Consider the following 14,067-nt stretch of genomic DNA (forward strand, 5'->3'; position numbering starts at 1 on the left):
ACACATGAGTGATAAACCAATCATCGAAGATCGCGGATCTATTGGGGATGGCAAAAACAATAGCGCCAAAACCGCCGGCAAAAAAATAGTTGTCGCAATCGCCTGTATAGGAATCTGCGGCTATGTGCTCTGGAACATCTTATCCACCCCCACAGAACAAAAAGACACCGCAAAAGCTCATAAAAAACAAGCACAAAACTTTCACAATTCCCTCGCCCCTTTAGAGCTCGCGCCCTCTGACCCGCGCGCCAACATAGCACCAATAACCTTACCACCCCCACAACCACTCGCACAAGAACCCAAAAAAGATGACCCACTACTTGATGCCGCAAGACGCGCCCCTGTTCTCGCTTTTGCCAAAGGCTCTAAATCGCAATTAAAAGACATCGTCAACACCACTCTCAACCCCCTTGAAAAATTCCATGCCCTTGAAAATCTCGCGAATGCGCAAAATTCTCCTGCCCTTCAAAACACACAAAATTTTGCAACCCTCTTAAAACCCACCACAACAGAAGAAACAAAAGCAAAACTCATCGGCAATAGAAACTTTATCATCGCCATGGGAACCTCTATCCCCTGTATCTTAGAAACGGCATTAAACAGCGACCAACCAGGCTTTGCAAGCTGCATCATCAACCGTGATATCCTCTCTGACAATGGGCGCGTTGTTTTGCTTGATAAAGGAACCCAAGTCGTTGGAGAATACCGCGGTGGGATAAAACAAGGTCAATCTCGCCTCTTTGTGCTCTGGACAAGAGCAAAAACCCCAACCGGCGTTATCATTCCCCTTGCCTCTCCAGCAACCGACAGTTTAGGCAGAGCCGGTTTTGATGGCAACATCAACACCCATTGGTGGGAACGCTTTGGCTCTTCCCTTTTACTCACCGTTATTGATGGTGCCACAACCGCCCTAACAAATAAAACAAAAAACAATTCCAACGCAGGTGCCAACAATGCTGGAGGCGGTGGTTTTGAAGGCGCAAACAACACTGGAAAAGAAGCCGCCAATATTGCCCTTGAAAATCAAATCAACATCCCCCCTACCCTAGAAAAATTTCAAGGCGAACTCGTCAACATCTTTGTAGCAAGAGATCTCGATTTTTCATCTGTCTATAAACTAGTCGTAAAGAGCAAAAGAAACCGCTCTACTACCAGCTATTCCTTTTTTCATTAAGCCAATAAAGTCACATTATGCCCTCAGCAAAAAATGCAGAACGCGCCTCTATCGTTTTAACAAAATTAAAGATCTTAGATGACTTCCTTAATGATGAAAATTTATTTGAAATTGTCATCAATCGCCCCGGCGAAGTAATCGTTGAGGGTCCCAATGGTTGGCAAACCCACATCGTAAAAGAACTAACCTACAGCGAACTAGAAGGGATTGCAAAAGTTGTTGCTGCCTACACAACACAAAAAATCAGTGTAGAAAACCCCGTTCTCTCCGCAACACTGCCAAACAACGAACGCATACAAATTGTTATGCCTCCAGCAGTTGCTGCCAATACCATTAGCATGACCATTCGTAAACCTTCATCACGCACTTTTTCTCTTGAAAGTTTACATGAAAACAATCTGTTTTCTGTTGCCCAAAACACCAGTTTCACACCCACGCAACAAATGACAGAACGGTTATCTGAACTCTCTGATACAGACAAAGAGCTAACAGATCTCTTTATCGCTAAAGATTTTTGCACCTTTTTAGAAAGAGCCGTTATTACACAACAAAATATCTTAATATCGGGCAAAACCGGTTCTGGTAAAACAACCCTCTCCAAAGCTTTAATTGCAAAAATCCCTGACTATGAACGAATTCTCACCATTGAAGACACGCCAGAACTTGTCGTTCCGCACGCCAACAAAGTCCAACTTTTTTATTCAAAAGATAACCAAGGCTTAGCAAAAGCAGGCGCAAAAGAACTGCTTGAATCAGGATTACGCATGCGCCCCGACAGAATCCTTCTACAAGAGCTGCGTGATGGTACAGCCTTTTACTATATCCGTAATGTCAACTCTGGTCACCCAGGCTCCATTACAACCGTCCACGCCTCAACAGCACTTGCAGCCTTCGAACAAATGACCCTTCTTGTCAAAGAAAGTGACGGTGGTGGTAATTTAGCACGCGATGATATCCGCGGCTTATTAATCTCGATGATAGATGTCATCATCCAATGCAAACGCCTCGAAGGAAAATTTCGTGTAACAGAAATCTATTACGACCCTTTCAAACGCCGTGATGCTTTCTAAAAAAACACGACCCTCACACCCCTTTTATACCAATAGAGCTTTCTTAAAAACACGATTATAAGCCGCGGATATCATCGCGTGCTAAATTACCACCATAGCTTCAAGTTCATTTTCAATGAATTGAAAGCAAAAAGAAGTAAAAATATCATCCCCATTCCCAATCACGCATGCGCCCCACAAAAAAACCAAAACGTGCCGAAAATGATATCTATAACCCAATATTTTTTCTGATTTTTTTGACATCAACATTTGCAGGAATATAGATACCAAATTTCGTATCCACTTCACCTTTAGCTTCAGACAAAAGCTTCACAAACACCTTTTAATATAAGAGGTCCTGCTTTATTTGCCTTATCCATTATTATTCTTTTCGATATTCATCGAGAAGCGCAGTTAAATTTTTCTTCCACGCATTCCTCTCTGATTTTATCAAATTGCCTCAAGATAATTGACTGTACACATCTTCGATCAACACCGAAATATTTTGACCACCAAAAAAGGGTATAACCCTATATCTCCCACTTTTACCCCTTATGCTTTAAAACCTAACTTTCCTTGGCTTCCCCCTCCCGTACCTTCCATAAAATCACCAGCATCTGGATGAGTAGCAATAAAAGAAACAATATCAAATAATTCTTCAAGCGATATGCCTTCTTCTTTTGCAGAAATTCAATAAGCTGCCGTTTCAATCACGGTTTGCATACATCATTCAATATACGGAAAACACCCATAACGATAATGATGTAAATGAAAAGCTAATTTGAAGTGAATGATCAGAAATATCAAATATCCAAATGATGAAACAAATCTTACCTATCTTTAGCAATACATATCTCTTAACCCTTATCACTTTTCTCAAAAGTTTTAAGCGTTTCCGCATTAGGAACATACATATCAAATGGCAATCCCTTTTCATAAACAACTTTTGTCAAAGCAATACGGATGAAATCAGACACCGTAAGTCCTAAATTTGCTAATATTTCACCGGATTTTTTTAACGCCCTATCTACGCAGGCACGTACAACATCTTTTGTCACACCTATATTAAACACCTTTTGAGTACCTCTCTTTTGTCATATCGCTTAATAGGGCTTATACAGCATAAGGCTTTATCCTTGCCCTCACCGTATCATATCTATTGATCTTGCACGCGCTATTGCGTTGATTTTCTCCTGTTGTCTCTGTTGCAAAAATTTAACCGCCATTTGAAACTCTTTTATGCAATCTTTATCATGAGACTGTTCTTTGGGGACCACTTTTGATAAATCAAAACCATATTTATGAATGGCATCCTGTCCAAAACGTTTATCTAAAGCACTTTGTAGCTTTAAAAACTCTTGATTGATCTGCTCTGGTATCTTTGAATAACTATCACGACCAGCTTCAACATTTTTCATAAAAGTCACTGCTTCTTGTGAAAGTGAGGGGACTTCAACTTTCAATCGCTCACGCTCCCGTGTAAGCCTATTTATATGTCTCTCATAAGAATTCTTATAAAAGGATTGAAGCTTTTCAATAGAAGAAAGTGTACGAGGAACATGAGAAAGCGCTTCTTTTCGTTCTTTTCCTGTAGATTTGAGTTTATCGATAAAACGATCTGATCCACGCAGTTCTCCTGCTCTATCAGGTTCCCTTTCCAAAATATCAGATAATTTATCGCCTTTACCTGCTAAAATTGTTTGCTCAATCCTAAGCGCAGCCTCTTGTGGATCTCTATAAATAAATGCTAAACGACTGTTTAACTCCTTAAACATATTAACATAAGATTTTTCATTCCTAAGAGCGCTGAGCACCTTCTGTTCTAGATTAGAGTTATCCGTATAAGCAGCAAGGTATGGAGCTTTTTCTGTTGCTTTTAACGTAGCATTAACATCCCTTTGCGATTGCTCAACTTCAAGTTCTTCTTTTTGAAGTCTGCTAAAAGCTGTCTTTTCTCTATCCCAAAGGGTTTCAATCTTCTCTTTTTGTTGTTCCAAGCACTCTTTATTAAGATCAACGTAAAAAGCAATATTTTTGCCAATACCTTGAGAAACATCATCCCTTTTATTTCTGTAAACTTGGTAAGGTTCTTATAGATGAGTGCAGACAGATATTCTGAATTACCAAAATGTGCTTCAATTGACGCACGTGTCATTTCTTGTCGCTCAATACCCTTCCAGTTGATATGATAACCAGCTTCACAAGCAAGTTGCACCATAAATTCGCGCTGAGTGCGCCCATTCCCCTCTCGAAACGGATGCAACGCATTCAACTCGCCCATGTAATACCCAGCCCTTTGGCTAAAGTCATAAGCGCCAAGACCACGCAGATACTGTTCTTTTGCAAGCTTTTGTGTAATCTTCGGTGCATAACTTTCAATCTGATTATAACTAGCAAACATACTATTGCCTTTGGCAATATCCACTAAACGAACTTGTCCCGCGCCATTCATATATGTCACCAAACAGTCTTCTATGAATCTCTTTCATGTAATTCAGATCAAACTTACCACCAATAGGAGTATGTACAAATTCGAAAGATTTTACATAAGAAATCGTAGATTCTACACGCTGCAGTGTGGCTTTGTCTTTAATACCAAGCCGATTATACATCACACCAGTTTCAGGATCAGTATAAGGATCACCGCTCCCCTTATACTTCCCCACGTTTTACCCGCTCCATATAATCTTTGATGATATCACTTGTTTCAAGCTCACCTATAATATAACGCTCTACTTGAGCAACAACCAGCGGATCTGGCTCTAATCCCTCTAAACGTTGGCTTGCCAATGCATTTTCAGCATAAAAGCGACGCAGCTTAATTTCCTCTTCACTCAACATATAAACCCCTTCCTTTGCTTATATTTATTATAGCCAAGCAGACTATAGAAACAAGATTTTATTGCCTTATCTTACCGTGTCACATCTTTTGCCTTTATCCGCACTATCGCGTTATTTTGCTCTTCCACATGTCTTTGTTGCAAAAATTTAACAACCATTTGAAGCTCTTTTATGCGTTCTTTATCATGAGACTGTTGTTAAAAAATTGCTTTTGATAAATCATAGTTTGTTTGCATAGCAAGCCAAGCACGTGCTGTGCTTACACCAGACATTTCAAGCCTAATAGCAAGATTAGCACTCATAGCGGCTTTTCCATTTAAAACTCTAGAAAGTGCTCCACGAGATATACCAAGCCACTCTGCTGCTTCATTAACGGATAAACCAAGCTCTTTGATCACATCTTCACGCAATAACTCACCAGGATGTGAAGGATTCTTCATCATTATTTAGATCTCCTTTTTGATGATAATTTAGATAATCAACCATTTCGACATCTATGCTATCAAAGCGAAATATTACACGACAATTTCCATTTACAGTAATTGACCAATAATCCTTGAAATCGCCTTTTAGCAGATGTAATCAAAAAGACGGATAACTCAAATCTTTTGGCGATACATCTACTTCAAGAGCACCTAGAATACGCTTTAATTTTTGAGCATGGGCGGTTCTAACCCCTTTAGTCGTACCAGTATTACAAAAAGCTTCAATCCTTTTATGTTTAAATCCTAAGATCATAAATTAATATAGCGTATAACACTACAAGATACAAAAAACGTTCATTATTTTATATCACACGTTTTTTTACTTTATAAACATTAGAACTGTCGTGAAAAAATTGCTCATTCTCATCTCTCTCATTATTCTACTCATTATTAGAAAAGTATACATTCATAATTAGGGGAGCTAAACGTAATAGGAGCGCATCATATCCCCAATTGGCAGCTGCACTTAGAAACATAACGACGATATAACCAATGACCATTGCTGTTTGATGTTCATAAGGATCTGCCCCCGCTGTATATCCAGTAAAAAGAATGAATAAGACTAATAAATCCCCCCTGCTATAAACTCTGTTAAAATAATAACTGGTTTACGAATAAGTAAAAGAAAAAGGAAAATCAAAAAAGGTATATTTTAAATATCTTACGAACTATAGAACACTCTACGCGTTATATTTATTAGAACTCTATTTTTCTCTTTTTTATTTAATTGATTAGTAGATAGAATATCCATTACCGTTATTACATCACTCACATAGTTAATAATCACAACTTTTGTAATTGCCAAAATCCCACATTACAATAAGATCTTTATCAAAAGATAATCTGATAATTTTCTCAAAAAATTCAAGATTCCTCAAGTGCAGTACCCATGCGTACATCATGATGAATAATAACATCCATCAACTCTGTCACGACTGTGTCCAATACTTCTCGTGCATCACCTTCAGCCATAAGGCGGATAACCGGCTCAGTTCCAGAAGCACGGATCACCAGCCGTGCCTCTTTTCCCAACCGCTTCTCTGCTTGATCAATGGCCGCTTTGACCGGATTTTTTTTCAAAACATTTTTATTTTTAATCGTTACATTTTTTAAAATTTGCGGTACAGGTTCAAACCGTTTACACAATTGGCTCATAGGACTTTGACTTTCCTTCATACAGGCTAAAATCTGCAATGCAGCCACCAAGCCATCACCCGTTGTACCAAAATCACTGAGCACAATATGCCCAGAAGCCTCACCACCCACATTATATCCCTTTTGGCGCATGGCATCGACAACATAACGATCTCCAACATTTGTCCTTACAAGGTGCAATCCTTTACTGTGCAAGAAACGCTCCAGTCCAAGATTTGACATAATCGTTGTGACAACACCATTGCGCCGTAATCGTCCCATTTTATGCCAATTTTCAGCAATTACAGCAATCAACTGATCTCCATCAACCGTTTGTGCTTTTTCATCAACAATAAGAACACGATCTCCATCTCCATCAAGAGCAATCCCCACATCAGCACGCACTTCATGCACTTTTCGTTTTAAAGAGCTTAAATCGGTTGATCCACATTTTTGATTAATATTGGTACCATTGGGCTCATCATGAATAGCAAAAACCTCAGCCCCCAATTCCCATAAAGCACGGGGAGCAGCTTTATAAGCAGCCCCATTGGCACAATCCACAACAATACGCAAAGCATCTAAGCGAACATCACGCGGCAAGGTTCGTTTGGCATATTCAATATAACGATAAATATCCCCCTCAACCCGCTTTGCATAACCAATTTCAGCAGAACTTGCTAAAGACTTTGAAAGATCTGTATCGATCAATTGTTCAATTTTAGCTTCCATATCATCTGAAAGTTTAAAACCATCAGGACCAAAAAGTTTAATGCCATTATCATAGAACGGATTATGAGAAGCAGAAATCATCACCCCAAGATCCGCTCGCAAAGAGCGGCAAAGCATTGCAACAGCAGGTGTTGGCACTGGACCCAATAAAAAAGCTTCCATCCCCGCAGAAGTCAACCCTGAAACCAAAGCATTTTCCAACATATAGCCAGATAATCGTGTATCCTTACCAATCACCACACGACGTGATTGATGTTGTGAGCGGAATAAAACCCCTACAGCCATCCCCACCTTCATGGCAAAATCGGGTGTCATAGGAAATGTATTGGCTTTCCCCCGAATTCCATCTGTACCAAAATATTTTTGCACCATGCCTCTTTCCTTTAATATATAATTCTTCCCTTGGCTTTTCTTTAAAACCCTAACAAGCCCCCTTGGTACAATAGTCCCCTCCCCATATAAAATCAGATCATTGATCTAAACCTTCATGCATTTAGACAATCAAGAATCCTATTCATCATCTACACATCTAAACCCCTCTCAACCCATTATGTTCACACCCTCACACATAAAAGCAATAGTATCTCCTCAAAATGCTTTACACATCTCCTGAACACAACCAAAGGATAATCTCACACATTTGCTAAACCCGTAAAAAACCCCAGCACCTAACCTCTAACCTTATCAAATCCGTAAGGAAATCTATCACCAACCTCACACCTTGCTAAATCAGTAAAGGAAAATACCACCTCGCCTTATCGCCTGCTAAAACTGTCATCATACAACAGCTTTGCTTAATTTTTTGCTTCCATATTTTTGCAAATATTACATTAAAGGCGCAAGCTTTGCTTGCGCCTTTCTCAAAGAATTTAGAAGTTTTCCTAAAACATCGTTACTCAAGCGTTATTAAGCAGTTCTTATTTTTCTTTATCATCTCCCGCAGTATTGGACTTCTTTTCAGCATTACTTTTAGAGCGGTTGACTGATTTTGTGGTACCTTTTGTGCTTTGCGCTTTTTTCTCAGTCTCATCCGATCGGACTTCATTAGACTGAGCCTCCTTAGGCTCAACATTACCGGATTTTGCTGTTTTTTTCCCAACAACTCCCTCTGCTTTGTCTGCCTCTAGTTTACTGATCTCTACTTTATGAGGCGCTGTGTTAGCGTTTTTTTCATCTTCCACTGTTGTCTCTGTCTTCATTTTTCCAGTTTTTGGAACAGAAGATCCCCGTGGCGTAGCATTCTCATCTTTCTGTGTGCGTGAAGGAGGCTTTCCTGCAATAACTTCGTTAATTTCAGCTCCCGTTAAAGTCTCATATTCCAACAAACCTTGTGCCAAAGCAAACCATTCTTTTCTTTTTGTTTTCAAAATGTTGGTCGCATTTTTATAGGCATCATCAATAAGCTTACGCACTTCCATATCAATCATGCGCGCTGTTTCTTCAGAGACATTTTGTGTTCGCGCAACAGAATGACCCAAAAAGACTTCATCTTGGTTATCGCCATAAGCTACATTTCCAAGCAGATCAGAAAATCCCCACCGTGTGATCATTGCGCGTGCTAGTTTAGTTGCTTGCTCAATATCAGAAGAAGCACCGGATGTGATATTTTCCTTTCCAAACTTTAATTCTTCAGCCACACGTCCACCCATCATAATAGCCAAACGAGAAATCATCCACCGATAACTCATGGAATAGCGGTCGCCTTCAGGCAATTGCATCACCATTCCTAATGCTCTTCCCCTTGGAACGATTGTTGCTTTGTGGACAGGATCAGCAACTGGCACATTAAGAGCCACAATAGCATGCCCTGCTTCGTGATAAGCAGTGAGTTCTTTTTCCTCTTGTGTCATAGCAGTTGAACGACGTTCAGCCCCCATCATCACCTTATCTTTGGCATCTTCGAATTCTTGCATCGTGACAACTCTTTTATTACGGCTCGCAGCCATAAGAGCAGCTTCATTGACCAAATTCATCAGGTCTGCACCGGAAAATCCTGGTGTTCCCCTTGCCAAAATTTTCAAATCAACGTTAGGTGCTAAAGGCACGTTGCGCACATGCACTTTCAAGATTTGTTCACGCCCAGAAACATCAGGATTTGGCACAACAACTTGTCGGTCGAAACGCCCTGGTCTTAACAAAGCGGGATCAAGCACATCGGGACGGTTTGTTGCGGCAATAAGAATAATACTTTCATTGGGCTCAAACCCATCCATCTCGACAAGCAACTGATTTAAGGTCTGTTCACGTTCATCGTTTCCACCACCAAGTCCAGCCCCCCGATGACGTCCAACAGCATCGATTTCATCGATAAAAATAATACAAGGTGCATTTTTTTTAGCCTGTTCGAACATATCGCGCACACGGCTCGCCCCAACACCAACAAACATTTCAACAAAATCAGATCCTGAAATGGTAAAGAATGGCACATTGGCTTCACCTGCCACAGAACGTGCTAGCAAAGTTTTACCGGTTCCAGGAGGACCAACAAGCAAAACACCGCGTGGAATACGTCCCCCTAAGCGTTGAAATTTTTGTGGTTCGCGTAAAAATTCAACAATTTCTTGAAGATCTTGCTTTGCTTCTTCAACGCCAGCAACATCTTTAAAGGTAACACGTCCTTGCGCTTCATTAAGCAATTTTGCTTTTGATTTCCCAAATCCCATTGCACCGCGTGATCCATTTTGCATTTGCCGCATAAAAAAGACCCACGCCCCCACGATAATAATAACAGGCAATAAGGAAAAGAGGAGATTGAGGAAAATGCTATTTCCAGAGCTTTCCGGAACAGCTTTAACATTAACGTTTTTGCTTTCCAATTTTTGTATCAAACCTGGATCGCGAGGAGCATAGGTTGAGATAGTTCTATGTTCAATGGTTTGTCCTGTTAATTTTTGACCTTGAATGGTCACAGATTTCAACTCATTATTCTCAACTTTTTGCAAAAATTCAGAATAGGAGACTTCTCCACCACCAGAACGCTGACTATCTCCATTAAAGAGAGAAAACGACACAATCAAAATGAAGGCAATAACTCCCCAAATAAGGAGAGAGCGGTAATTGGAATTCATATTCAGCCCACTTAATCAAATATAGATTTCAAACAGTTCCCCTTAACATATAACCTTGTCAGCCCCTTGCCAAGAGATGAGAAGCTGTTTATTTTCTTTTAGAGTAATTTTCCTTTATCTTTTCACCTTAATATTAAAAAAAGGTTCCACAACATTTACCAAGGCAGCATCTTCTCGTGAAGAAAGCCAATCGAAAGGTGCCATAATACGCTTGATTATAACATGTTTATGAACAACTGCTTGAGAAATCAACTCTGGAATATCATACCCTTTGTGATTTGAGATCATCAGCAGCGATTGTAAAGAGGGAAAATGAGGCTTTTCAAGCTCAAAATCGCTATTTTTTAATAAAAATTTCAGCTGTTCTAAATTTGCGGCTCCAACCTTTATAGCCTCAGATCCATGATTTGTGATCTGATAACGCCCATCCCATATAAAAGTTTTATCTGGCTCAACGATAGCCTCTTTCATATTTCGCCCTTCACGCCACAAAGAAATTCCGTGCTTGTTATATTCAATAACAGAGCCCGCATAAGTAAAACGCTTCTTTTCTGGAGAATCGAGACAGAGTTTTTGAACAAGCATGCTTAATTTCTGATTGGGAAGTAAATAAAATCCCCCTCCCATCAGCACCGCAAAGAGCCCCACCACAAAAGGAAAACTGGAATGTTTCTGTAAAAATAGCGCAGGCTTTGCTATGAAACAACGCCCATGTTGAACAGTAATATCCAGCGCTAAGATCAAATCAGCGATATTTTTCGCTTGTTGACGACGCTGCAATGCGGCTTCATTTATTTTTTGAGCAATATAAGCCAATTTTTCAGGATGAAGAGATTGACGCACGCGCACACGCTCAAATTTGCGATCTTCATTGGTTGGATCATCAATCCATGTTTGTCCTTGTAAGCGTAAATAATTCCGTAATGTTTGGCGTTTTACACCAAGGAGTGGACGAATCAAACGTACTTTTCTATGCAACAACGCTTCACGCGGAATACAGGATAAACCACGCTCATAGAGGAGACCATAGTTTTTTTCGGCAATATTTTTTCTCGTTTCTCTGGCATGATCCTCATCATGTATACCCTCGGCTTCACCGCGCAAAGAACCGGCAAAACCACTGGAATAAACCTCATCACGCATGGCACCAACTTCACCGTGCAACGCACCTCTATTTTTTTGGAGACGTTGATAACGCATTTGATAGGTTTCAACCTGATCATTGAGTGTATGGCCCGTCATAATAACTGATGCACCTTGTTTTTGTGCTTCTTTAACCAAAAGATCATAGCGTGCAACACGAGCACTGGAAGCAATATGCGTCTTTGGTTTTTCGCCTTCCCACCGCACAGCGATATGTTTAATGTGATAAACGCGACAAATTTTCGCAACAGTTTCTGCTTCACGCGTCGATTCTTTACGCAATTGATGATCAACCGTGACAACAATCATTTCTGGAGGAACTGAGAGAGTTTCCAAATGCTCTTTGACCAAAAGCATCAAAGCCAAAGAATCACTCCCCCCTGAGACGGCAAGAATCAACTTCTGACATTGAATAAAATCCGATGTTTTAAAGAGATTTCTTGCCAGTCTAACGCACACCGAAAACGACCTCGCTATTTATTCTGCAGGTTTACAAAAAATAGACTCTAGTGTGTTTTGACGTTTTGATTTTTTCACAAAATGAGCACAATCGTCTTTATTTGGCTCAAGAGCGACCATACTTCTTGCTAATTTCAGCAAAATCTCAGAGGTATAGAGCTTCTTTTTATCTGCATACCATGCGGTAAGATAAACTTGCGCTGCTTCATGATAGCGTTTTTGTCCCAACAAAGATTCAGCCAACCAAAATAAAGCATCATCACTCAAAGAATCTTTTTTGTAACGATTTTGAAAAGCGCAAAAGCTTTTTTCAGCATCAACATAGTTGGCAGAACGAATAAAATCATACCCTTCCTTATACAAAGCTTTAGAAGAAGAAAGATTGTCACTCTGATATGCTTCAATTGGAGCACTTACTTCATGCGCTTTTTTAAAATGTTTAGTGTTTTCATGATCATGGCTCTCCACCTTAGCTTCCACAGCAGCAACCTGTGTCTGATCACCTGCACTATGGTCCTGCTCCATCTCTTCTTTTACAGTCTGAGATTTTTCATCCACAGCGGACTTTTCAAAAGAACAAGAATAAACAGAAGAGGCTTTTTGATCAAAAAGTCCATGAAACTGCTTGTTAACATTTTTTAGATTGTTATGCTCAAGCACCATTCGTATTTTATGCAAAAGCTTATCTAAATCATAATCTTTAAATAAAGCCTGTTGATTCTCTAAAATAATCCCTTGGTGCTCCACAACACTAGCGGCTTTTTCCACCGCGCTAGATGCTGCTTTATCAGCTGCTTCAGGCGCTTTCTTCACTGCATCAATAGCCTTATCAACAGCGTCAGTGGCTTTTTCCACCGCGCTAGATGCTGCTTTATCAGCTGCTTCAGGCGCTTTCTTCACTGCATCAATAGCCTTATCAACAGCGTCAGTGGCTTTTTCCACTACACTAGACGCCGCTTTATCAGCTGCTTCAGGTGCTGTCTTCACAGCATCGATAGCCTTATCAACAGCGTCAGTAGCTTTTTCCTCCACGCTAGATGCTGCTTTATCAGCTGCTTCAGGTGCTTTCTTCACAGCATCGACAGCCTTATCAACAGCGTCAGTAGCTTTTTCCACCGCACTAGACGCTGCTTTATCAGCTGCTTCAGGTGCTGTCTTCACTGCATCAATAGCCTTATTAACAGTGTCAGTGGCTTTTTCCACCACGCTAGATGCTGCTTTATCAGCTGCTTCAGGTGCTTTCTTCACTGCATCGATAGCCTTATCAACAGCGTCAGTAGCTTTTTCCTCCACGCTAGATGCTGCTTTATCAGCTGCTTCAGGTGCTTTCTTCACAGCATCGACAGCCTTATCAACAGCGTCAGTAGCTTTTTCCACCGCACTAGACGCTGCTTTATCAGCTGCTTCAGGTGCTTTCTTCACAGCATCGATAGCCTTATTAACGGCGTCAGTAGCTTTTTCCTCCACGCTAGATGCTGCTTTATCAGCTGCTTCAGGTGCTGTCTTCACAGCATCGATAGCCTTATTAACAGTGTCAGTGGCTTTTTCCACCGCACTAGATGCTGCTTTATCAGCTGCTTCAGGTGCTGTCTTCACAGCATCAATAGCCTTATCAACAGCGTCAGTGGCTTTTTCCTCCACGCTAGATGCCGCTTTATCAGCTGCTTCAGGTGCTTTCTTCACAGCATCAATAGCCTTATCAACAGCGTCAGTAGCTTTTTCCTCCGCGCTAGATGCCGCTTTATCTGCTGCTTCAGGTGCTGTCTTCACAGCATCAATAGCCTTATCAACAGTGTCAGTGGCTTTTTCCTCCGCATCAGATGCCTTATCAACTGCATCAACTTTATCTGTATCATGTGCAGGATATTCGGAAGCCTTTCGTGCCGCACTTTGAACAAGTGAAGTAGAACAAGCTATGAAAACCGCCATATAAAAGAGTGTTTTCCAATTGATTTTACGATACATTCCTTTTTCCCCTTAAG

Annotated in this window: 13 protein-coding genes; 2 read left to right on the forward strand and 11 right to left on the reverse strand. The window is 40.5% G+C overall.

Translation table 11 applies throughout. The features are described from left to right. Nucleotides 1–4: 4 nt before the first annotated feature. Together virB10 and virB11 are read left to right on the forward strand one after the other, a co-directional pair. On the forward strand, nucleotides 5–1,174 hold the full coding sequence (gene virB10 / locus ACFIKH_RS00100) for a type IV secretion system protein VirB10 (RefSeq protein ID WP_375625279.1): 1,170 nt from the start codon (nucleotides 5–7) through the stop codon (nucleotides 1,172–1,174). 17 nt (nucleotides 1,175–1,191) lie between these two features. Then, the gene (gene virB11 / locus ACFIKH_RS00105) at nucleotides 1,192–2,244 is read left to right on the forward strand and encodes a P-type DNA transfer ATPase VirB11 (protein ID WP_375625278.1); all 1,053 of its coding nucleotides are present in this window, start codon (nucleotides 1,192–1,194) and stop codon (nucleotides 2,242–2,244) included. Nucleotides 2,245–3,080: 836 nt separating this feature from the next. Here the strand turns inward: virB11 and ACFIKH_RS00110 are convergent. The 11 genes from ACFIKH_RS00110 to ACFIKH_RS00160 all read right to left on the reverse strand — a co-directional run bounded on the left by ACFIKH_RS00110 (nucleotide 3,081) and on the right by ACFIKH_RS00160 (nucleotide 14,050). Then, a complete protein-coding gene (locus ACFIKH_RS00110; protein WP_375670662.1) occupies nucleotides 3,081–3,281 on the reverse strand; it encodes a type II toxin-antitoxin system RelB/DinJ family antitoxin in 201 nt (66 codons plus the stop codon). 84 nt (nucleotides 3,282–3,365) lie between these two features. Continuing rightward, nucleotides 3,366–4,199 (reverse strand): BID domain-containing protein, encoded by an 834-nt coding sequence (locus tag ACFIKH_RS00115; protein ID WP_375670852.1) that lies wholly within the window; start codon nucleotides 4,197–4,199, stop codon nucleotides 3,366–3,368. After that, on the reverse strand, nucleotides 4,100–4,675 hold the full coding sequence (locus ACFIKH_RS00120) for a Fic/DOC family protein (RefSeq protein ID WP_375670664.1): 576 nt from the start codon (nucleotides 4,673–4,675) through the stop codon (nucleotides 4,100–4,102). The genes ACFIKH_RS00115 and ACFIKH_RS00120 overlap by 100 nt, the downstream gene beginning before the upstream one ends. Continuing rightward, the gene (locus ACFIKH_RS00125) at nucleotides 4,626–4,889 is read right to left on the reverse strand and encodes a hypothetical protein (RefSeq protein WP_375670223.1); all 264 of its coding nucleotides are present in this window, start codon (nucleotides 4,887–4,889) and stop codon (nucleotides 4,626–4,628) included. Before ACFIKH_RS00125 ends, ACFIKH_RS00120 begins: the two co-directional genes overlap by 50 nt. Next, nucleotides 4,876–5,064: an antitoxin VbhA family protein gene (locus ACFIKH_RS00130; protein WP_375670666.1), complete on the reverse strand. Its 189-nt coding sequence runs from the start codon at nucleotides 5,062–5,064 to the stop codon at nucleotides 4,876–4,878. The genes ACFIKH_RS00125 and ACFIKH_RS00130 overlap by 14 nt, the downstream gene beginning before the upstream one ends. Nucleotides 5,065–5,261: 197 nt before the next feature. After that, nucleotides 5,262–5,507 (reverse strand): HigA family addiction module antitoxin, encoded by a 246-nt coding sequence (locus ACFIKH_RS00135; protein ID WP_375625273.1) that lies wholly within the window; start codon nucleotides 5,505–5,507, stop codon nucleotides 5,262–5,264. Then, nucleotides 5,479–5,640 (reverse strand): type II toxin-antitoxin system RelE/ParE family toxin, encoded by a 162-nt coding sequence (locus tag ACFIKH_RS00140; RefSeq protein ID WP_375626656.1) that lies wholly within the window; start codon nucleotides 5,638–5,640, stop codon nucleotides 5,479–5,481. The genes ACFIKH_RS00135 and ACFIKH_RS00140 overlap by 29 nt, the downstream gene beginning before the upstream one ends. A gap of 773 nt (nucleotides 5,641–6,413) precedes the next feature. After that, nucleotides 6,414–7,787 (reverse strand): phosphoglucosamine mutase, encoded by a 1,374-nt coding sequence (gene glmM, locus ACFIKH_RS00145; protein ID WP_375670668.1) that lies wholly within the window; start codon nucleotides 7,785–7,787, stop codon nucleotides 6,414–6,416. 545 nt (nucleotides 7,788–8,332) lie between these two features. Continuing rightward, complete coding sequence (ftsH, locus tag ACFIKH_RS00150) at nucleotides 8,333–10,483, reverse strand: ATP-dependent zinc metalloprotease FtsH (protein WP_375670670.1); 2,151 nt, start codon at nucleotides 10,481–10,483, stop codon at nucleotides 8,333–8,335. A gap of 114 nt (nucleotides 10,484–10,597) precedes the next feature. Then, nucleotides 10,598–12,085, reverse strand: a complete 1,488-nt coding sequence (gene tilS, locus ACFIKH_RS00155) for a tRNA lysidine(34) synthetase TilS (RefSeq protein WP_375648421.1) — start codon at nucleotides 12,083–12,085, stop codon at nucleotides 10,598–10,600. Between the two features lie 18 nt (nucleotides 12,086–12,103). After that, complete coding sequence (locus tag ACFIKH_RS00160) at nucleotides 12,104–14,050, reverse strand: tol-pal system protein (protein ID WP_375670672.1); 1,947 nt, start codon at nucleotides 14,048–14,050, stop codon at nucleotides 12,104–12,106. Nucleotides 14,051–14,067 lie beyond the last annotated feature (17 nt).

The sequence above is a fragment of the Bartonella sp. SD1336NMGDW genome (assembly GCF_042193565.1).
Classification (GTDB): Bacteria; Pseudomonadota; Alphaproteobacteria; order Rhizobiales; family Rhizobiaceae; genus Bartonella; species Bartonella grahamii.